The 19,804-nt window shown below is 73.4% G+C and carries 16 protein-coding genes; 7 read left to right on the forward strand and 9 right to left on the reverse strand.

Going from position 1 to position 19,804, the window contains the following annotated elements:
- Positions 1–155 precede the first annotated feature (155 nt).
- From sucB to ACFVZH_RS03395, 3 genes are all read right to left on the reverse strand, one after another.
- Complete coding sequence (sucB, locus tag ACFVZH_RS03385; protein WP_384892926.1) at positions 156–1,562, reverse strand: 2-oxoglutarate dehydrogenase, E2 component, dihydrolipoamide succinyltransferase; 1,407 nt, start codon at positions 1,560–1,562, stop codon at positions 156–158.
- A gap of 2 nt (positions 1,563–1,564) precedes the next feature.
- Positions 1,565–2,953 carry a dihydrolipoyl dehydrogenase gene (lpdA, locus tag ACFVZH_RS03390; RefSeq protein WP_384892437.1) on the reverse strand — a complete coding sequence of 463 codons (1,389 nt, stop codon included), beginning with the start codon at positions 2,951–2,953 and terminating at the stop codon, positions 1,565–1,567.
- A gap of 291 nt (positions 2,954–3,244) precedes the next feature.
- On the reverse strand, positions 3,245–4,753 hold the full coding sequence (locus ACFVZH_RS03395) for a leucyl aminopeptidase (RefSeq protein ID WP_384892439.1): 1,509 nt from the start codon (positions 4,751–4,753) through the stop codon (positions 3,245–3,247).
- 314 nt (positions 4,754–5,067) lie between these two features.
- On the opposite strand from ACFVZH_RS03395, the gene ACFVZH_RS03400 reads away from it, so the two are divergent.
- The 5 genes from ACFVZH_RS03400 to ACFVZH_RS03420 are packed head-to-tail and all read left to right on the forward strand — an operon-like array spanning position 5,068 to position 11,666.
- Positions 5,068–7,185: a hypothetical protein gene (locus ACFVZH_RS03400; protein WP_384892442.1), complete on the forward strand. Its 2,118-nt coding sequence runs from the start codon at positions 5,068–5,070 to the stop codon at positions 7,183–7,185.
- A gap of 26 nt (positions 7,186–7,211) precedes the next feature.
- Positions 7,212–8,756 carry a GT4 family glycosyltransferase PelF gene (pelF, locus tag ACFVZH_RS03405; RefSeq protein ID WP_384892445.1) on the forward strand — a complete coding sequence of 515 codons (1,545 nt, stop codon included), beginning with the start codon at positions 7,212–7,214 and terminating at the stop codon, positions 8,754–8,756.
- Positions 8,753–10,237 (forward strand): hypothetical protein, encoded by a 1,485-nt coding sequence (locus tag ACFVZH_RS03410; protein WP_384892448.1) that lies wholly within the window; start codon positions 8,753–8,755, stop codon positions 10,235–10,237. The genes pelF and ACFVZH_RS03410 overlap by 4 nt, the downstream gene beginning before the upstream one ends.
- Before the next feature lie 8 nt (positions 10,238–10,245).
- Positions 10,246–10,866 carry a spherulation-specific family 4 protein gene (locus ACFVZH_RS03415; protein WP_384892451.1) on the forward strand — a complete coding sequence of 207 codons (621 nt, stop codon included), beginning with the start codon at positions 10,246–10,248 and terminating at the stop codon, positions 10,864–10,866.
- Positions 10,863–11,666, forward strand: coding sequence for an endo alpha-1,4 polygalactosaminidase (locus ACFVZH_RS03420; RefSeq protein WP_384892454.1), 804 nt, complete (start codon positions 10,863–10,865; stop codon positions 11,664–11,666). The genes ACFVZH_RS03415 and ACFVZH_RS03420 overlap by 4 nt, the downstream gene beginning before the upstream one ends.
- Positions 11,667–11,697: 31 nt before the next feature.
- Here ACFVZH_RS03420 and ACFVZH_RS03425 read toward each other — a convergent pair whose 3' ends face one another.
- Entirely contained in the window at positions 11,698–12,891 is a 1,194-nt protein-coding gene (locus ACFVZH_RS03425) for a hypothetical protein (protein ID WP_384892457.1), read from the reverse strand.
- A gap of 56 nt (positions 12,892–12,947) precedes the next feature.
- Entirely contained in the window at positions 12,948–13,754 is an 807-nt protein-coding gene (locus ACFVZH_RS03430) for an adenosylcobinamide-GDP ribazoletransferase (RefSeq protein WP_384892460.1), read from the reverse strand.
- A 25-nt stretch (positions 13,755–13,779) separates the two neighbouring features.
- Between ACFVZH_RS03430 and ACFVZH_RS03435 the strand changes: the two genes are divergently transcribed.
- The gene (locus ACFVZH_RS03435) at positions 13,780–14,544 is read left to right on the forward strand and encodes a hypothetical protein (protein WP_384892463.1); all 765 of its coding nucleotides are present in this window, start codon (positions 13,780–13,782) and stop codon (positions 14,542–14,544) included.
- On the opposite strand, the gene ACFVZH_RS03440 is transcribed toward ACFVZH_RS03435, so the two are convergent.
- The 4 genes from ACFVZH_RS03440 to ACFVZH_RS03455 form a co-directional block, all read right to left on the reverse strand.
- Positions 14,484–15,194 (reverse strand): hypothetical protein, encoded by a 711-nt coding sequence (locus ACFVZH_RS03440; RefSeq protein WP_384892466.1) that lies wholly within the window; start codon positions 15,192–15,194, stop codon positions 14,484–14,486. The two genes, ACFVZH_RS03435 and ACFVZH_RS03440, sit on opposite strands and share 61 nt — an antisense overlap.
- Complete coding sequence (locus ACFVZH_RS03445; RefSeq protein WP_384892469.1) at positions 15,191–16,954, reverse strand: phosphatidylglycerol lysyltransferase domain-containing protein; 1,764 nt, start codon at positions 16,952–16,954, stop codon at positions 15,191–15,193. The genes ACFVZH_RS03440 and ACFVZH_RS03445 overlap by 4 nt, the downstream gene beginning before the upstream one ends.
- Before the next feature lie 100 nt (positions 16,955–17,054).
- Positions 17,055–18,128: a nicotinate-nucleotide--dimethylbenzimidazole phosphoribosyltransferase gene (gene cobT, locus ACFVZH_RS03450; RefSeq protein WP_384892472.1), complete on the reverse strand. Its 1,074-nt coding sequence runs from the start codon at positions 18,126–18,128 to the stop codon at positions 17,055–17,057.
- 58 nt (positions 18,129–18,186) lie between these two features.
- Positions 18,187–19,389 carry a bifunctional adenosylcobinamide kinase/adenosylcobinamide-phosphate guanylyltransferase gene (locus tag ACFVZH_RS03455; protein WP_384892475.1) on the reverse strand — a complete coding sequence of 401 codons (1,203 nt, stop codon included), beginning with the start codon at positions 19,387–19,389 and terminating at the stop codon, positions 18,187–18,189.
- Positions 19,390–19,480: 91 nt separating this feature from the next.
- On the opposite strand from ACFVZH_RS03455, the gene ACFVZH_RS03460 reads away from it, so the two are divergent.
- Positions 19,481–19,687: a hypothetical protein gene (locus ACFVZH_RS03460; RefSeq protein WP_366302433.1), complete on the forward strand. Its 207-nt coding sequence runs from the start codon at positions 19,481–19,483 to the stop codon at positions 19,685–19,687.
- Positions 19,688–19,804 lie beyond the last annotated feature (117 nt).

The following is a 19,804-nucleotide window of genomic DNA, read 5'->3' on the forward strand; positions in this document are numbered from 1 at the left end:
CTCCTCGGGGTGTGTTGACCGTCTCACATCCGGGCGCCGCCCCCGACGGCAAACATGTGGGGCGGGGGGCGCCGCAGGTGAGGCTCGTTACGTTGCAGACCGGCGGACGGCCCCGCACACGGCCTCCGCGGGGCCCCAGGGGGCCCCACGTCGCCTTACAGGCCGAGGTCGACCTCGAACTCGCCGGCCTCCAGGATCGCCTTGACGGCCGTCAGGTAACGGGCGGCGTCCGCGCCGTCCACCAGGCGGTGGTCGTAGGACAGCGCGACGTACGTCATGTCGCGGATCGCGATCGTCTCACCCAGGTCCGGGTGGTTGATGACGACCGGACGGCGCACGGTGGCGCCGATGCCCAGGATGGCGACCTGGTTCGGGGGCACGATGATCGTGTCGAACAGCGCGCCGCGCGAACCGGTGTTGGAGATGGTGAAGGTCGCACCGGCCAGGTCGTCCGGCGTGATCTTGCTGGCGCGCACGGCGCCGGCCAGCTCCGCGGTCTTCTTCGAGATGCCGGCGATGTTGAGGTCGCCCGCACCCTTGATGACCGGGGTCATCAGACCCTTCTCGGAGTCCACCGCGATACCGATGTTCTCGGTGTCGAAGTAGGTGATCGTGCCCTCGTCCTCGTTGATCCGGGCGTTGATGACCGGGAACGCCTTCAGCGCCTGGGCCGCCGCCTTCACGAAGAACGGCATCGGGGAGAGCTTGACGCCCTCACGGGCGGCGAACGCGTCCTTGGCACGGGCGCGCAGCTTCATCAGCTTGGTGATGTCGACCTCGACGACCGAGGTCAGCTGAGCCTGGCCGTGCAGCGCCTTCATCATGTTGTCGCCGATGACCTTGCGCATGCGGGTCATCTTGACGGTCTGACCGCGCAGCGGGGAGACCGCGAGGGCCGGGGCCTTCGCCGCGGCGGCCGGAGCGGCGGCGACCGGGGCCGGAGCGGCCTTCTTGGCCTCGGCGGCCGCGAGGACGTCCTGCTTGCGGATACGGCCGCCGACGCCCGAGCCCTTGACGGCCGCCAGGTCGACACCGTTCTCGGTGGCGAGCTTGCGGACCAGCGGGGTCACGTACGCGCCGTCCTCGGCCGGAGCCGCGGCGGGCGTCGCCGGAACCGGGGTCACGACGGCCGGGGCGATCGACGGAGCGGCGGCCACCGGGGCCGGAGCGGCCACGGGAGCGGCGGGCGCGACCGGAGCCGGGGCGGCGACCGGGGCGGCCGGAGCCACCGGGGCCGGGGCCGGAGCCGCGGCGGGGGCGCCCGTGCCGTCGTCGATGATGGCCAGCTCGGCGCCGACCTCGACCGTCTCGTCCTCGGCGACCTTGATGGAGGCCAGGATGCCCGAGGCGGGGGCGGGGATCTCGGTGTCGACCTTGTCGGTCGAGACCTCGAGCAGCGGCTCGTCGGCCTCGACACGCTCACCCTCGGCCTTGAGCCAGCGGGTGACGGTGCCCTCGGTGACGCTCTCGCCGAGCGCCGGCAGGGTTACGGAAACCGACATGGTTTCAGTTGCTCCTAACGAATTGCGGAAAGTGGTCGTCGCGCCCTGTGATGACGTCAGCGTCAGTCGTGGGAGTGCAGCGGCTTGCCGGCCAGGGCCAGGTGGGCCTCGCCGAGCGCCTCGTTCTGCGTCGGGTGGGCGTGGATGAGCTGCGCGACCTCGGCCGGCAGCGCCTCCCAGTTGTAGATCAGCTGCGCTTCGCCGACCTGCTCGCCCATGCGGTCACCGACCATGTGGACGCCGACCACGGCACCGTCCTTGACCTGGACGAGCTTGATCTCGCCCGCGGTCTTGAGGATCTTGCTCTTGCCGTTGCCCGCGAGGTTGTACTTCAGGGCGACGACCTTGTCCGCGCCGTAGATCTCCTTGGCCTTGGCCTCGGTGATGCCGACGGAGGCGACCTCGGGGTGGCAGTACGTCACCCGCGGCACGCCGTCGTAGTCGATCGGGACGGCCTTCAGGCCGGCCAGGCGCTCCGCGACGAGGATGCCCTCGGCGAAGCCGACGTGCGCGAGCTGGAGCGTCGGGACGAGGTCGCCCACGGCCGAGATCGTCGGCACGTTGGTGCGCATGTACTCGTCGACCAGGACGTAGCCGCGGTCCATCGCGACGCCCTGCTCCTCGTAACCGAGACCGGCGGAGACCGGGCCGCGGCCGATGGCGACCAGCAGCACCTCGGCCTCGAAGGTCTTGCCGTCGGCCAGGGTGACCTTGACGCCGTTGTCGGTGTACTCGGCGGACTGGAAGAAGGTGCCGAGGTTGAACTTGATGCCGCGCTTGCGGAACGCGCGCTCAAGAAGCTTCGAGCTGTTCTCGTCCTCGACCGGGACGAGGTGCTTCATGCCCTCGATGACCGTGACGTCGGTGCCGAAGGACTTCCACGCGGAGGCGAACTCGACGCCGATGACACCGCCGCCGAGGATGATCGCGGACTCCGGGACCCGGTCCAGGGTCAGCGCGTGGTCCGAGGTGATGATCCGGTTGCCGTCGATCTCCAGGCCGGGGAGCGACTTCGGCACGGAACCGGTGGCCAGGAGGACGTGGCGGCCCTCGACGCGACGGCCGTCCACATCGACGGAGGTCGGGGACGACAGGCGGCCGGTGCCCTCGATGTAGGTCACCTTGCGGGAGGCGACGAGACCCTGCAGACCCTTGTACAGGCCCGAGATCACGTCGTCCTTGTACTTGTGCACGCCCTTGATGTCGATGCCCTCGAAAGAGGCCCTGACACCGAACTGCTCCGCCTCGCGCGCCTGGTCGGCGACCTCGCCGGCGTGGAGCAGGGCCTTCGTCGGGATGCAGCCGTTGTGCAGGCAGGTGCCGCCGAGCTTGTTCTTCTCGATCAGTGCGACGTCCAGGCCCAGCTGCGCTCCGCGCAGCGCCGCGGCGTAACCGCCGCTACCGCCGCCGAGGATCACTAGGTCGAAAACGGTGCTGGCGTCGTTCGCCACGTCACGTCCTCCATGCATGTGCGCTCGTCGCCGGTCTTCGATGACCGGGCGGCGGCTGGTGTTCGGCCGCTTTATTTCGGCCCTGTGGTGGGGGCCCTGTCCTGCCGAGAACCCATCTTCGCACTTGTTGACGGCTGACGGGACGCGGGGCCGGGCTCTGAGACGGCCGATCGTCCTTACGGGGGGATCGCCGCGGTGTACGAACCTACGGATTTCGTCGCGGGGGACCGCCGGCCGGGAAGGGCGACGGCCCCGGGCACGAAGCCCGGGGCCGTCGCCGTCACGGGGCGGTCAGAGCTCGCCGGCCGCCGTGCGCTCGGCCAGCTTCACCAGGGTGCGGACCGAGGATCCGGTGCCGCCCTTCGGGGTGTAGCCGTACGGGGCGCCCTCGTGGAAGGCCGGGCCCGCGATGTCCAGGTGGGCCCAGGTGATGCCCTCGCCCACGAACTCCTGGAGGAAGAGGCCGGCGACCAGGCCGCCGCCCATCCGCTCGCCCATGTTGGCGATGTCGGCGGTGGGGGAGTCCATGCCCTTGCGCAGGTCCGCCGGGAGCGGCATCGGCCAGGACGCCTCGCCGACCTCGTCGGCGATCTCGTGGATCGCGGAGCGGTAGTCGTCGTCGTTGGCCATGATGCCGAAGGTGCGGTTGCCCAGGGCCAGGACCATCGCGCCGGTCAGCGTCGCCACGTCGACGATCGCGTCCGGGTGCTCCTCGGAGGCCCTGGTCAGCGCGTCGGCGAGGACGAGCCGGCCCTCGGCGTCGGTGTTCAGGACCTCGACGGTCTTGCCGCTGTACATGCGCAGCACGTCACCCGGGCGGGTGGCGGAGCCGGACGGCATGTTCTCGGCGAGCGCCAGCCAGCCGGTGACGTTGACCTCGAGGCCGAGGCGGGCCGCGGCGACGACGGTGGAGAACACGGCGGCGGCGCCGCTCATGTCGCACTTCATCGTCTCGTTGTGGCCGGCCGGCTTCAGGGAGATGCCGCCCGAGTCGTAGGTGATGCCCTTGCCGACCAGGGCGAGGGTCTTCTCCGCCTTCGGGTGGGTGTAGCCGATCCGGACCAGGCGCGGCGGGTTCTCGGAGCCGACGCCGACGCCCAGGATGCCGCCGAAGCCGCCCTTGGCGAGGGCCTTCTCGTCGAGGACCTGGACCTTGAGGCCGTGCTCCTTGCCGGCGGCCTGGGCGGCGGCGGCGAAGGCGGCCGGGGTCAGGTCGTTCGGCGGCATGTTGATCAGGTCGCGGGCGCGGTTGATCTCCTCGGCGACGGCCTGCGCGCGCTCCGCGGCGGCCTTGTACGCCTTGTCGCGGGGCTTGGCGCCGAGCAGGGCGACCTCGGCGAGGGGCTTCTTCGCGTCCTTGCCGGTCTCCTGGTATGCGGTGAAGGCGTACGCGCCGAGCAGCGCGCCCTCGGCGATGGCGGAGGCGTCCTCGGGAGCGGCGATCGGCAGCGCGAAGGCGGCCTTCTTGGTGCCGTGCAGGGTGCGGGCGGCGGTGCCGGCGGCGCGGCGCAGGGTCTCCGCGCCGAACGACTCGCCGTCCTCGGGGGCGACGCCCAGGCCGACGGCCAGGACGAGCGGGGCCTTGAGGCCGGCGGGGGCGGGCAGCTTCGTCGCCTCACCCTCGGCACCCGAGGCGCCCAGGGTCTCCAGGACGGCGGCGAGCCGGCCTTCGAAGGCCGTGTCGACGGCCTCGGCGCCCGGGGCGACGACGAGCGCCTTGCCGGACTTCGCGACGCCGACGACGAGGGCGTCCGCGCGCAGCGTCGCCGCACCGGCAGTGCTGAGAGTGAGAGCAGTCACGGTGGTGAAATCTCGCTTCCATTGAGTTCTGTGGCGGTCGAGGGATGGGCCGACCGTGCCCGCCGCATCGTATTTCGGCCCGGAGAGCGCCGAGAACGAGCCTACGCTCGCTCGCCCGGTTCGCTCACGGCGGCGTTGATTCACTCATCCGTGGTGTCTCTTTCATGTTTACCGTTCCGGCCCGGAGAGCTCCTCCACACTCGCCTCATTCACGCAAGGACGATGCTCTCGCCTTTGCATCATCTGCATCATCTCCACAGGTCCCCCCGATCCGGCGACGGCGGGGCGGGACCTGCCGAGGGGGGACACACCCGATGGACTCCGGCCGAATCCGTACGCCCAGAATCGCGTCCCGCACCGCTCCGGGCGCCCGCACCGCACCCCGTACCGCCGCCGGCGCACCCCGCACGGCCCGGCTCGCGGTCCTCGCCGCCGCCGCGCTCCTCGCCACCGTCGTGCCGTCCGCGCAGGCCGTCGCCGCGCCGGTGCCCCGCGTCGACCTCACCGTCCTCGTCGTCGACGACGGAGGCAGCGCGGTCGAGGCGATCACCGCCGAACTGGCGGGCTCCGGCGTCCCGTACCGCAGGATCGACCTCGACGACCCGAACCGGCCGGTCCTCGACACAGCCTTCCTCAGCGACACGCTCGACGGTCGCCCCCGCGCCAAGTACCAGGGCGTCGTCCTGCCCCACGAGAGCGCCTTCGGCCCCGACTCCGCCGAGTACACCGCCCTGCAGACCTACGAGCGGACCTTCGGCATCCCGCAGGTCGACGCCTACACCTGGTCGCACCCCGGCGTCGGCCTCGACTACACCGACGCGGGCGGCTACTCCGGCGTCCTCGACGGCACCACGGCCGGCGTCACCGCCGCCGGACGGGCCGGCCCCTTCCGCTACCTGGCCGGAGCGCTCACCTTCGAGGACAACGACCCCGCCATCGCCGAGAGTTACGGCTACGCGGGCGGCCCACGGGCCGGCTACACCAGCTACCTCGACATCCCCGTCGACGGCGGCGGCCGGGCCAGCCTCATCGGCGAGTACGCCGCCGACGGGCGCCGCGAGCTCGTCGTCACCTTCGCCTACAACCAGTACCAGCGGCAGTTCCGCGCACTGGCCCGCGGCATCGTCGAATGGCTCACCCAGGGCGTCCACCTCGGCCAGAGCCGCAACTACCTCTCCGTCCACGTCGACGACGTGTTCGCCCCCGACGCCCGCTGGGACGCCGCCCTCGACTGCACCCCCGGCGACTTCGACTGCGTCGGCGACGACGGCGAGGGCGTCGACCCGATCCGGATGACGGTCGCCGACGCGCAGTACGCCGCCGCCTGGCAGAAGTCCTCCGGCTTCACCCTCGACATGGTCTACAACGGCGGCCAGGGCGAGCAGTGGAAGACCGAGCACGGCGGCACCGACCCGCTCACCGACCGGCTCGTCGCGGACCGCGCCCAGTATCGGTGGATCAACCACACCTACACCCACCCCTTCCTCGGCTGCGTCCAGGACAACACCGTCGTCCCCTGGCAGTGCGCCAAGGACACCGCCGGGAACACCCTCTGGGTGAGCCGCTCCGAGCTCTCCGCCCAGATCCGCGACAACCACAACTGGGCCGTCGGCAAGGGCATCTCCGTCGACCGCGCCGAACTCGTCACCGGCGAGCACTCCGGCCTCAGGACCCTGCCCCAGCAGCCCGTCGACAACCCCAACCTGGCCGGCGCCCTCGCCGACAACGGGGTGAAGTGGACCGGCAGCGACAACTCCCGCGAACCGCGCCAGCGGGCCGTCGGCACCGGTTCCGCCGCCGCGAGGACCGTGCCCCGCCACCCGATGAACGTGTACTACAACGTGGGCACCGCCGCCGAGATGGCCGACGAGTACAACTGGATCTACACCTCCCGCGCCGACGGCGGCAGCGGCCTCTGCGAGTCCAACCCGGCCTCCACCTGCCTGCCCGCCCCGCTCGACACCGCCACCGGCTACGCCGACCGGATCGTGCCGCAGGAGGCCCGCACCGCCCTCTCCCACGTGATGAACAACGACCCGCGCCCGCACTACGTGCACCAGTCCAACCTCGCCGAGGAACGGCTCCTCTACCCCGTCCTCGACCGCGTACTCGCCGACTACCGGGCCCTGTTCGCCCCCAGCGCGCCGTTGGTGAACCCCGCCCAGCGGGACGTCGGCACCGAGTTCACCCGCCGCGCCGACTGGGAGCAGGCCCTCGCCGCCGGAAAGGTCACCGCCTACCGCATCGGCACCACCGTCACGGTCAAGGCCCCCGCCGGCGTCACCGCGCCCGTCACCGCCCCCGAGGGCACCCGCAAGCGGCTCCTCCTCGGCACCACCGCCTTCGGCTCGCCCTACGCCGGCACCCGCTCCGCCTGGACCACGCCCGAACTGCTCCAGACCACCGTCACACTCACGCTCCCGACCGCCTGACCAGCACGTTCTGGGGGGAACCGCACATGCCGAGCCGTGGCCGCCATGTCACCATGCTCACCGAAGGCACCTACCCGCATGTCCACGGAGGCGTCAGCACCTGGTGCGACCAGCTCGTCCGCGGCATGCCCGAGGTCGACTTCGAGATCCTCGCCCTCACGGGCAGCGGCCGTGAACCCGTCACCTGGGAGCTGCCGTCCAACGTCACCCGGCACACCGCGTACCCCCTCTGGGGACTCCCGCAGGGGCCGGCGCCCGTCCGCGCGCGCCGGCCCCTGCGGGGGCGCGAACGCCGGCGCTTCCTCGACGCGTACGAAGGGCTCCTGCTCGCCCTCCTCGACCCCGAGGCGGGCCGCGACTTCGGCGCGAGCCTGTACGAACTGGCCGCCCTCGCCTGGCAGGGACGGCTGACCGCCGCCCTCCGCTCCGAGCCGGCCCTGCGCTCCCTCATGTGGATCTGGACCATGCCGCACCTGCCGACGGTCGCTGCCCGGCCCACCGTCCACGACGCCCTCACCGCCACCGACCTGCTGGAACACGCCCTGCGGCCGCTCGCCGCCCGGATAGCCGACGGCAGCGTGGCCCACGCCGTCTCCAGCGGTCTCGCCACCCTGCCCGCACTCGCCGCGCAGCACTTCGAAGGGGTGCCCTTCCTGCTCACCGAACACGGCATCTACCTCCGCGAGCGCTACCTCGGCTACCGCACCGAAGCGCAACGCTGGCCCGTCAAGGCCCTGATGCTCGGCTTCTACCGCGAGCTCAATACCCTCGGATACGTCAAGGCCGACCTCATCACCCCCTGCAACCAGTACAACCGGCGCTGGGAGGAGCGCGGCGGCGCCCCCGCCGAACGCATCCGCACCGTCTACAACGGCGTCGACCCGGCCCTCTTCCCCGAGGCCGGACCGGAACCCGAGACGCCCACCCTCAGCTGGTGCGGCCGCGTCGACCCCATCAAGGACCTCGTGACCCTGATCCGCGCGTACGCGATCTGCCGCGCCGAACTCCCCGAACTGCGGCTGCGGTTGTTCGGCCCCGTCCCCGCCGGCAACGAGGACTACCTGACCCGCCTGGAGAAGCTCGCCGCCGAACTCGGCGTCGCCGACGGGGTGTCCTTCGAGGGCCGGATCTCCGACGTCCCCGCCGCCTACGCGGCCGGCAGCGTCGTCATGCTCTCCTCCATCAGCGAGGGCTTCCCCTTCTCCCTCATCGAGGCGATGTCCTGCGGCCGCGCCACCGTCTCCACCGACGTCGGCGGCGTCCGGGAGGCCGTCGGCGACACCGGGATCGTCGTCCCTCCCCGCGAACCGGCCGTCATGGCGGCCGCCGTCACCGAACTCCTCCGGGACGGGGCCCGGCGCGCCGAACTCGGCCGCCTGGCACGGCAGCGGGTCGTCGACCGGTTCACCCTGAACCGGTCGGTGGACGGCTTCCGCCAGATCTACCTCGAACTGGCCGGCGCCCGACCGTCGCACCCGCTCCCCGCCGTCACCCCCGCCCCGCTCCGCCTCAGCATCCCCGCCCCCCGTCGCACCTCCCCGACCCTCGTCCCCGGAGGCACCCCGGTATGAGCGGCTCCCTCTGGCTGAAACCCCCGCCGGCGGCCCCGGCCACCCTCCCGGCGATCCCCCGCCCCCGCCGCGCACACCCGGCGGCACGCACCACGCCCCCGGCCGCCGCCCCGCCGCCGCCCGCACGCGGTCCCCGGCCCCCCGCCGACGACGGGCTCGCGGGCGACCCGCTCGACGAACTCGCCGAACGGCTCGACGGGTTCGTCGCCGCCGCCGTGCACCCCGACGAGATCGCCGCGATCCTCGAGTCCGACGGGATGACCGACGACCACATCCGGCTCACCTATGGCCGGGCCGACTCCTTCACGCTCGCCGAGGACCTCTACGCGCGCGTGGAGCGGCGCCACCCCGAACCGGAGGCACGGTCCTCCGGCGTCTGGCACAGCGAGCTCGCCGGCTGCCTGCTGCGCGGGCTCGTGTTCGCGCTGCCGGGCCTCGCGTACGTCCTCGCCGCCCCGCTCCTCGCCGGGGCACACGGCCGGGCCGGGCTCCCCGGGGGCACGATCCCGCTCCTCGCCGGGGCCGTCACCGGCTGGGTGTGGAACCAGGCGCTGTCGCACCGCGCGTACACCTGGCTCGGCCTCGGCGACCGGCCCGCCGCCGCCCGCGCCCTGCTCGTCGGGGCCCCGGCGGGCGCCCTCGCCGGAACGGCCGTCGCGTTCGCGGCCGCCGCGCCCGGCGAGACCCCGGCCGCCGTGTTCGCCGCCGGGCAGTCCCTCTACCTGGCCGCCGCGACCGTCCTCCTGGTCCTCGGCCGCGAACGGGCCCTGCTCTGCGCCCTGTCACCGCTCGCCGGGGCGCTCCCCGCGTTCCGCTGGGACCTGCCCGACGTGCTGCGGACCGGCCTGCTCCTCGCCTCGCTCGCCGCCTCCGTCGCCTGCGCCGCGCTCGTCCTGCGGCCGGGGGCCCGGCGCGGCACCGCGGGCCGGGGCGGGCCGCCGCGCGCGGCCTCCCTGCCGTACGGCCTGTTCGGCCTCGGCAGCGGCCTGCTCGTCCTCCAGGCGGGCGTGGGCGACACGTTGATCAGCGGGGCGGGGGCGGTGATGGCGCTCACCCTCTCCATGGGGCCCGCCGAATGGCTGCTGCACCGCTTCCGGGGCGAGAGCCTGACCCGGCTGCGGACCCTCACCACCGCCCGCGAGTTCCGCCGGGCGGTCACCGGCACCCTCGTCCTCTGCCTGGGCGGCTATCTGACCGTCCTCCTCGCCCTCACCCTCGCGGCCACCCTGGTCGGGCCGGACGCCCCCTGGCCGACGCTCCCTCGCCTGACCGCCCTGCTCCTGATCGGCACCGTCCTCTGGCTGGGGCTGCTGCTCCAGGCGTTCGGCGCGGTGCTCAGCGCGGCCGGCGTCTGCCTGCTCGCGGCGGCGGCCCAGGCGGCGGCGCCGGCGGCCGGACCGGTGGCCGCCGGGGGAGCGGCGGCGCTGCTCGCCGTCCTCAGCTGTGTTCTGCTGGTACGACCGACCGTCCACCGCGTCTAGGGGGGACCGTGACGACTCGCTCCCTGCTGGTGCCGTACTACGAGCACCCCGCCGAACGCCCCGAGGAGTGGGCCGCGCTCGTCGACGCGGCCCCCGCCCTCTACGGCGTGGTCCTCAACCCGGCGAGCGGCGCCGGCCAGGCGCCCGACCCGGCGTTCATCGACGCCGCCGGGCAACTGCGGGCCGCCGGGGTGCGGGTCCTCGGCTACGTCGACACCGCCTACGCCCGCCGCCCGCACATCGAGGTCGTCACCGAACTGCTCCGGCACCGCGACTGGTACGGCGCCGACGGGGCCTTCCTCGACCAGGTGGCGACCGCGCCCGAAGCCCTCGCCCACTACCGGCGGATCGCCGTGGCGGCGCGGGCCGCCGGGGCCGCCACCCTCGTCTTCAACCACGGCGCCCACCCGGACCCCGGATACGAGGCCCAGGCCGACCTCCTCGTCACCTTCGAGGGCCCCTGGGAGACGTACCGGACGCTCGACCTCCCCGTCGCCGCCCACTACTGCCACCTCGTCTACGCGGCCCCGCCCGGCGTCCGCCCCGCCACGCCGGTGCACTGCGCCGTCCCCGGCGCGGGCGCGCACCCCTGGGGCACCCTTCCGCACCCCCTGGAGCCCGCCCGATGAGACCCGCCCGCCCGAAGCGGCGCCTCCTTCCCCTGCTCGCGGGGCTGCTGCTCGCCACCGCCTGCACGTCGGCCCCCGGCCCGGACGCCAAGACCGCGGACGACCGCTGGCGGCCGAAGCCCGGCCTCGCCTGGCAGTGGCAGCTCAGCGGCCGCCTCGATCCGGCCGTCGACGTGCCCGTGTACGACATCGACGGCTTCGACCACCCCGCGGCCACCGTGAAGGACCTGCACGCGCGGGGCCGCAAGGTCATCTGCTACCTCTCCACCGGCGCCTGGGAGGACTTCCGCCCGGACGCGGCGAAGTTCCCCCGGTCCCTCCTCGGCAAGGGCAACGGCTGGAAGGGCGAGCGCTGGCTCGACATCCGCCGCACCGACCTCCTCGAACCCCTCATGGCCGCGCGCCTCGACATGTGCCGGGACAAGGGCTTCGACGCCGTCGAGCCCGACAACATGGACGGCTACCGCAACAGCACCGGCTTCCCCCTCACCGCCGCCGACCAGCTCCGCTACAACCGGCTCGTCGCCCGCCTCGCCCACGACCGCGGCCTCGCGGTCGGCCTCAAGAACGACCTGGACCAGATCCCCCGGCTCCTCCCCGACTTCGACTTCGCCGTCAACGAGCAGTGCGCCGAGTACGACGAGTGCGGCCGCCTCGCCCCCTTCGTGGCGGCCGGCAAGGCGGTCTTCCACGTCGAATACGAACTGACCACCTCCCAGTTCTGCCCCCAGGCCCGGAAACTGGGCCTCAGCTCCATGCGAAAGCGGTACGAACTGGGCGTGTGGCGCCAGGCGTGCTGACACCCGCCCCGCCGACCGGGCCGGACACTGCCTAGGCCGCCGAGCGCCGGGTGGAGACGGTGTAGCAGGTGGCGCGTCCCGCGCCCCGGTCGGTCCACTCGTCCTCGGTCGACCAGGTGTACCAGGGGGTGCCGGGGCCCTCGGCCCTGGCGCAGGCCCGCCCGGCGCGGTCCCTGGCGGCCTCGGACCCGGGATAGGCGCCGGGGAGCGGGTGCTGCCCGGTGACCTTCCCGTCGTGGGGGCCGGCGCAGGGCACGCGGGTCACCAGACGGCTGTGCCGCATGCCGGTGTTGAAGTCCATGCACGCGCCGGCCGCGACCTCGTAGCTGGGGCGGACGGCCCCGGCGGCGTCCAGGACCCGGCCGTCCGGAGTGGCGGAGACGGCCGGCTCCGGCGCGCCGAAGCGGCCCAGGGTCAGGTCGGCGCGGAGTGTGGTCACTCCGGCGAGCAGGCTGTCCGGCTCGTGGGAGAGCAGGGAGGAGAGGTCTGCCCGGGCGCGGACGATCCGGCCCTCGCGGTCGACGTCCACGGTCACCGGGACCGGCGGGCTCGGGTCCGTCACGTGCAGGGGGCCGGAGACGAACTCCGTGCGCAGGTCGTACGGGAAGAGGTCCAGGGCCGCGCCGAGCGGGAAGTCGGTCCGGTACGACCGGCCACCGTCGGCCGTCGTCGGCTGCGCGGTGGGCCGTGCGGCGCTCAGCACCTCCAGGAGCGTGCCGCCGATCGCGCCCTCGGTGCCCCGCAGATGGCTGATCGAGTCGATGCCCCAGAGCGGCTCGATGTCGCCCTCGTACCTCAGCCAGTACCCGGCGGAGTCCGCGCGGTAGTGGATGGCGCGGGTGTCCACGGTGTACCGGCCGGCCGCGTCGCCGGTGGCGTGGCCGGGCAGGGTGCCCAGGATCGTCTCCCGGGCGTCCTCGGGGAAGCCCGGGGTGAGGCTCCAGCGGCTCGCCGCCTCGCCGCGCGAGCCCGCGAAGTCCAGCCGTCCGGTGAGGTTCTGGACGGCCGTGTCCTTGCCCGCGCCGAAGGTGACGGTCTGCCGGAAGTCGGCGCCGCCGGTCTCCTGGGTGTGCCGGAGGGCGAGGTTGACCTGCCGGGCGAGCGGCTCGGAGAAGACCGGGTGGGCGGGGGTGCCGGTGCTCGTGGTGCCCCCGCCGCCGCAGGCGGCGAGCGACAGGACCGCGGCGGTGAGCACGGCGGAGGTGCGGGCGAGATGTCTGATCACGCCCTCAAGACCGGACAGCGGACCGGAAGGTTGCCCTCCGCCCGGTCACGGATAGGTCACCCGAAGGTCAGGGCCGCCAGGGCCACCGTCGCCGCCGTCTCCTCCACCGCGCCGAACACGTCGCCGGTCACCCCGCCGAACCGGCGTACGCAGCGGCGCAGCAGCAGCGCCGCCGCGCCGAGGGCGGCGCCGGCCGCGAGGACGTTGCGGACCGCGTCGAAGGGGGAGGAGAGGAGGCCGGCCGCGGCGGCCGCGACCAGGACGAGGGCGGTCGTGAGGGTCGCGGAGCGGACCGGGACCGTCTCGGCGACGATCGCGCCGAGGCCCTCGGGGCGGGCCGCGGGGACGCCCTGGCGGGAGGCGTGGGTGAGGGCGAGGCGGGCGACGGTCGCGGCGAGCGCGGCGGCGACCGTGCCGTGCGCCCAGCTCTCCTCGTACAGCCGGAACAGCGCGGCGACCTGGGCGAGCAGGACGAGGACGAGGGAGATGACGCCGAACGGCCCGATGTCCGACTGCTTCATGATGCGCAGCGCGTCCTCGGCCGGCTTGGCGCTGCCGAGGCCGTCGGCGGTGTCGGCGAGGCCGTCGAGGTGGAGGCCCCGGGTGAGCACGGCGGGGACGGCGGTGGCGGCGACGGCGGCGAGCAGCGGGCCCGAGCCGAGCAGCAGGAACGTGCCGCCGAGCGCGGCGGCGCAGACGCCGACGGTCAGTCCGGCCACGGGGGCGCAGAGCATGCCGGCGCGCGCCGCGTCCCGGTCCCAGCGGGTGATGCGGGCGGGGAACACCGTGAGGGTGCCGAAAGCGAAACGCAGGCCGTCCATCCGGGCAGGGTAATCGCCGCTTCCGGACGATAGATTGCGCATATCGCGCATATCGGAACGGGGTGGCATGGGTCACTGGTTCTCCCGCAACATCGTCGAGCCGGGCAAGCTCCCGATGCTGCTCGCTCTGACCTCCTTCGTCCTGACATTCCTGGTCACCCGCACCGTCACCCGGCTCATCCGGGCGGGGAAGGGACCTTTCCGGAACGTCTCCTCGGGAGGGCTCCACATCCATCACGTCGTGCCGGGCGTGGTCCTCACCGTCATCGGCGGGTTCGGCGCGGTGGGCAGCGACCGGCACGGTGTCGGCGCGGCCGTCTTCGCCGTCGTCTTCGGGGTCGGCGCCGGGCTCGTCCTGGACGAGTTCGCGCTCATCCTCCATCTCGACGACGTGTACTGGACGGACGAGGGCCGCAAGAGCGTCGAGGTGGTCGTCCTCACCGCGGCGCTGGTGGGGCTCACGCTCAGCGGCTTCTCGCCGCTCGGCGTCGACGACATGACCGCCGACGAACGCCAGGACCGGGCCACGTTCATCCTCAGCCTCGCGCTGAACTTCCTCCTCGTCCTGGTCACCCTGGTGAAGGGGAAGTTCCGGATGGCCGTGATCGGGACCCTGGTCCCGTTCGTGGCGATCGTCGGCGCCGTCCGGCTGGCCCGCCCCGGCTCCTGGTGGTCCCGGCGCCTCTACGCCCGGCGCCACCGGGCCAGGGCCCGCTCCACGATCCGTACGTACCGCCACGACAAGCGCTGGACCAGGATCCGGCGCCGCTCTCAGGACTTGATCGGCGGCTTCCAGGAGCGGGTGCCCGGACGGGGCACGCCCCCCTCCTGACGCCGCTCGCGCCAGGCCCGGACCGCGATCAGGACGAGGACGGAGGCGATCGCGGCGAGGTGCTCCTTGCCGGCCAGGTTCGGCTTGATCACCACCTCGACCACCATCGCCAGCACGACGAGCCCGGCCGTCCACCGGGCCCCGTACCGCCAGCAGACGTAGACGGCGAGGCCCACCACGGCCGCCGAGGGGCCGGTGTCGACGACCTGCGCGTCGGAGGCGGGCAGCCCGAACGGACCGTCCGGGCCGAGCGCGATGCCCACGCGCGCGTAGAGCGTGCCGCCCAGCGTCGCCAGGTAGGCGACGGCGAGCGTCCGCCACCGCCCGATGCAGATCTCGGCGATCCCGAACACCAGCAGCACCTGGGCGAGGGCGCCCCACACGGGCAGGTCGAGCGCGGGGACGAAGAGCGAGAGCGGGGTCCGCAGCAGCGCGAGCCACAGTGGGTCCTCGGCCCGTACGGAGCCGAGGTCCTGGACCGGCTGGTACCCCCAGTCCTGGTTCTGCACGAGCTGGCAGAGGGCGGTGAGGCAGACGGCCGTCAGCGTCATCGGGACGGCCCGCCACCCCCTCGTGGCCAGCGCGGTCCGCACGGTGGAGAACAGCGGCCCCCACTCGCGGCGGGCGAACTCCTTCAGGGTCCCGCTCAACGCCCGCTCTCCAGGTGTCTGCGGTGCATCCACTTCGGCAGTCCCGGAGCTTCCAGGAACCCCTCCGCGCGGCCCGCGGCGAGGCCGATGCGCAGCAGGTCCGCACTCTTCTCGAAGAGCATGAATCGGGGCTCCCAGATCGGTCGGTACTTGGCGTTGGCACGGTACAGCGACTCGATCTGCCACCAGCGGGAGAAGAAGCTGAGCAGCGAACGCCACATGCGCAGCACGGGTCCCGCCCCGAGCTTCGAGCCACGTTCGAAGACGGAGCGGAACATGGCGAAGTTCAGCGAGACCTGCGTGATCCCGATCTCCTTGGCGCGCTGGAGGAGTTCGATGACCATGAACTCCATCAGGCCGTTCTCCGACTCCCGGTCACGGCGCATCAGATCGAGCGAGAGACCCTTCGGGCCCCACGGGACGAAGGACAGCACGGCCCGCAGTTCGCCCTTCTCGTCGGTGCACTCCAGCATCACGCAGCGGCCGTCGCGCGGATCGCCGAGCCGGCCGAGCGCCATCGAGAAGCCCCGCTCGGTGGCCCCGTCCCGCCAGTCGTCGGCCTTGCGCAGCAGCTCGGCCATCTCGTCGGCCGGAATGTCCTCGTGGCGCCGGATCCGGACCTCGTACCCGGCCCGCTTGACCCGGTTGTACGCCTGCCGGACCGTGCGCATCGCCCGGCCGTCCAGGGTGAACTCGTCGGTCTCCACGATCGCCTCGTCGCCCAGCTCCAGGGCGTCCAGGCCGTGCCGGGCGTAGATGGTGCCGGCCTCCTCGCTCGCGCCCATCACGGCCGGGATCCAGCCGTGCTCGCGGGCCTCGGCCAGCCAGGGCTCGATCGCGCCGGGCCATGCCTCGGGGTCGCCGATCGGGTCGCCGGAGGCGAGGGACACCCCGCCGACCACCCGGTAGGTGACGGCCGCCTTCTCGCTCGGCGACCACACGACGCTCTTCTCGCGGCGCAGCGCGAAGTAGCCGAGCGAGTCGCGGTCCCCCTGCTTGTCCAGCAGGGCCCGCAGCCGCTCCTCGTCCTCCTCGGTCAGCGGGTCGACGGCCCGCCGGGAGCGGAAGGCCGCGAACAGCACGGCGAACAGGAGCAGCGTGGACAGGACGTTGATGGTGACGTCGACCCAGCCGGGGGTGGAGATGCCGGGCAGGCGGGAGTCGTCGGCGGCCAGGGTGATCAGCCGCATCACGCCGTACCGCCAGCGCTCCAGGAAGGTGGAGGGGACGGTGGAGGTGTTGGTGACGGTGACCAGGACGGCGGCGAGCAGCGAGGTGACGAGCAGTCCGCCCACCGCCACGACCGCGGCGAGCCACGGGTTGGAGCGGTCGCCCTTCGCGTAGAACTCCTTGCGGCTGAGCAGCAGCGCCACGACGAAGGCGGCGGTCAGGGCGAGCGAGATCCAGTTCTGGGCGTGCTGGCGGATCTCCGGGAAGATCATCACGAGCGCGAAGAGCAGCAGGAACAGTCCGCCGAGCACCATGTTGAGGATCCACGCGGCCCGTTTGTGGCGCCGCATGGTGACCGCCAGGAAGAGGGTGAAGACCCCCGAGGCGAAGCCCGCCGTGAGCATGTACGGAGTGAAGTAGTTGTCCTCGTTGTGCCGGCGCAGGTCCTGCCCGAAGGAGACCCAGACGGCGCTCAGGAAATTGATGAACGTGACGACGCGCAGATACCAGACGGCGAACGCGGCGCTGCGCCGCGAACGGACGGTGGTGCCCCGGGGCGCTGCTTCGGCGGACAAACGGACCTCTCCCATGAAAAGCGATCATATGGGGCACCGTTGGCCATGCCGACACCCCGGGGCGGCCGCGCGCGCGTGGCGTGCGACCGCCCCGGAGCCGGTCGGTCCGTCGTTCTCAGTGCTCCTCGTCCACCGCGCCCGACGCGGCCGTCTCCGGACGCTCGGGCAGCTCCGCCGCGAACGCGGCCGCGGCCTGGACGAGGGGAAGCGCGAGCAGGGCACCGGTTCCCTCACCCACATGGACGCCGTGGTCGAGAAGAGGGTTGAGGGCCATCCGGTCCAGCGCCTTCATCTGCGCCGGCTCCCCGCTCACCTGGCCCGCCAGCCACCAGTCCGGCGCCCGGAACGCCGCCCGCTGCGCCACCAGCGCACAGGCCGCGCCCACCACACCGTCCAGGATCACCGGCATCCGCCGCACCGACGCCTGGAGCAGGAAACCGGTCATCGCCGCCAGGTCCGCCCCGCCGACCGCCGCGAGCAGTTCCAGCTGGTCGCCCAGGACCGGCCGGGCCCGCCGCAGCGCGTCCCGGATCGCCGCGCACTTGCGCATCCACGCCAGATCGTCGATCCGGGCGCCGCCCCGGCCCGTCACCACCGAGGCATCCGTCCCGCACAGGGCCGCGATCAGCGTCGACGCCGGGGTCGTCCCGCCGACGCTCAGGTCGCCGAGCACCACCAGATCGGTGCCCGAGTCCGCCTCCTCGTCGGCGATCGCGATACCGAGCCGGACCGCCGCCTCGGTCTCCTCGGCCGTCAGCGCGTTCTCCACGTCGATCCGGCCGCTGCCGCGCCGCACCCGGTGCCGTACCACCTCGGCGGGCAGCAGCTCCGGCTCGCAGTCCAGACCGGCGTCCACGACCCGCACCGGCACCTTCATCGAGCGGGCGAGCACGGCCAGCGGGCTCGCCCCGTCCAGGACCGCCCGCACCAGCTCGTGCGCGGTGCCCGCCGCACGGCCGGAGACGTCGAGCGAGGCCACCCCGTGGTCGCCCGCGAAGAGCACCACCCGCGGCTGCTCGATCGCCCGCACCTTCACCGTCGCCTGCGCCGCCGCCAGCCACTCGCCCAGCTCGTCCAGGCGGCCCAGCGCCCCCGGCGGAACGCTCAGCCGCTCCCGGCGCTCCTCGGCGTCACGCCGGATCCCGCCGTCGGGGCGCTCGATCAGATCGGAGAAGTCGTCCAGGTTCACGGGTTCCGCCTTGGGGCAATCAGCTGGGGCCTGGCCGGTGGCCATCGGTGATCGCACCCTACCCGCGCAGCACCAGTGGCTGACCGGCGACCACGAGGACGACCTGCTCGCACTCGTCGGCGAAGGCCGCGTTCAGCCGCCCCAGTTCGTCCCGGAACCGGCGCCCCGACGCGGTGCCCGGCACCACCCCGGAGCCGACCTCGTTCGTCACCGCCACGACCGTGCGGCCCGTCGCCCGTACCGCCGCCACCAGCTCCGCCGTCCGTTCCCGCAGCGCCGCCTGCCCGCCCGCCGCCCACCGCTCGTCGTCCCAGGCGCCCACCCGGTCCATGGCGTCCGTCAGCCACAGCGACAGACAGTCGATCAGCAGCGCGGGTCCCTCCCCGGCCAGCAGCGGGACGAGGTCGCAGGTCTCGGCGGTACGCCAGGAACCGGGCCGCCGCTCCCGGTGCAGCCCCACCCGCTGGGCCCACTCCGCGTCGCCCTCCCGGGTCCCGCCCGTCGCCACGTACAGCACCTCGGGGAAGGTCTCCAGACGCCGCTCGGCCTCGACCGACTTGCCCGACCGGGCCCCGCCGGTCACCAGCGTCCGCCGCGGCACCTCCGGCACCTCGTGGTACTCGCCCACGTACAGCGTCGTCCCGTCCGGCACCGCCCGCGCGCCCGCCGCCGCGAGCCGCCGGTCCAGCTCGGCCCCGGCCGGAGCGTCGTGGTCCAGGTGCACCGCGATCACCTCGGTGGCCGGCCCGACCGCCCCGGTCGCCCGCAGCCGGGCCAGCGCGTCCGGCCTGCCCGTCACATCGCCGATCAGCATGTCGTACGGCACCTGCTGGTCCTCCGGCAGCCCGGCGGGGGCGCCGCCCGGCGGCAGGTACAGCAGCCGCTCGCCGTCCGCCGACGTCACCTCGTACCCCGTGCCGGGGGAGTCCATCGGCACCGCCCGCACCGTGTGCCCGCTGATCAGCGTCAGCTCCCGGCCGTCCGGCACCCGGCCCGCCGTCGGCAGCCCCGCGGGCACCTCCACCGCCGGCCCGTCGTGCGGATGCGTGAGCAGGACCTGCCGCACCCCCACGAGCGAATGCCCCGAGCGGGCCGCCGCCAGCGCGGCCCCCGGGGTCAGGTCGAGCAGCAGCGCCCCGTCCACGAGCAGCGCGGTCGCGGCCCGCGCCCGGGTCCCTCGGGAGAGCGCGCACACCGCGCAGGGGCAGTCGGGGCGGGGGAGGCCGAGCGGGGCTCCGGTGCCGAGCAGAGTCAGTTCCACCCTCAGATCCTCCCGCGCCACCGCGAGGCGTGCGCGCCCGGCTACGCTGCGGGCAGGATACCGATCATCCGGTGAGCGCCAGGAGGCGGACATGGCATGGACGTGGCGGTTCGAGAAGTCCGACGGCACACAGGTCGAGCCGGTGGTGACCCCCGAGGAGTTCACCACCCAGGGCGACGCCGAGAGCTGGATCGGCGAGCACTGGCGTGACCTCCTCGGCGGCGGCGCCGACCAGGTGACCCTCTCCGAGGACGGCACCAAGATCTACGGCCCCATGCCGCTGGACGCGGAGGGCTAGAGCCGGAGCCGGAACGGGGTGCGGGTCCAGGGCCCGCACCCCGCACGCGCGAAGGCGGGCGATCACGTCACCCGGTTCGAGCCCCGCCTTGCCGGCCGCCCCGTCCGCCGACGACTC

This window comes from Streptomyces sp. NPDC059534 (genome assembly GCF_042743475.1).
Lineage (GTDB): Bacteria > Actinomycetota > Actinomycetes > Streptomycetales > Streptomycetaceae > Streptomyces.

What these genes read in the sequence shown, in the direction of transcription:
- pelF (WP_384892445.1), top strand. Translation starts at nt 7,212, where the DNA reads ATGCCGAGCCGTGGCCGCCATGTCACCATGCTCACCGAAGGCACCTAC.
- ACFVZH_RS03460 (WP_366302433.1), top strand. Translation starts at nt 19,481, where the DNA reads ATGGCATGGACGTGGCGGTTCGAGAAGTCCGACGGCACACAGGTCGAG.
- ACFVZH_RS03445 (WP_384892469.1), bottom strand. Translation starts at nt 16,954, where the DNA reads ATGGGAGAGGTCCGTTTGTCCGCCGAAGCAGCGCCCCGGGGCACCACC.
- ACFVZH_RS03410 (WP_384892448.1), top strand. Translation starts at nt 8,753, where the DNA reads ATGAGCGGCTCCCTCTGGCTGAAACCCCCGCCGGCGGCCCCGGCCACC.
- ACFVZH_RS03420 (WP_384892454.1), top strand. Translation starts at nt 10,863, where the DNA reads ATGAGACCCGCCCGCCCGAAGCGGCGCCTCCTTCCCCTGCTCGCGGGG.
- ACFVZH_RS03435 (WP_384892463.1), top strand. Translation starts at nt 13,780, where the DNA reads ATGGGTCACTGGTTCTCCCGCAACATCGTCGAGCCGGGCAAGCTCCCG.
- ACFVZH_RS03400 (WP_384892442.1), top strand. Translation starts at nt 5,068, where the DNA reads ATGGACTCCGGCCGAATCCGTACGCCCAGAATCGCGTCCCGCACCGCT.
- ACFVZH_RS03430 (WP_384892460.1), bottom strand. Translation starts at nt 13,754, where the DNA reads ATGCGCAATCTATCGTCCGGAAGCGGCGATTACCCTGCCCGGATGGAC.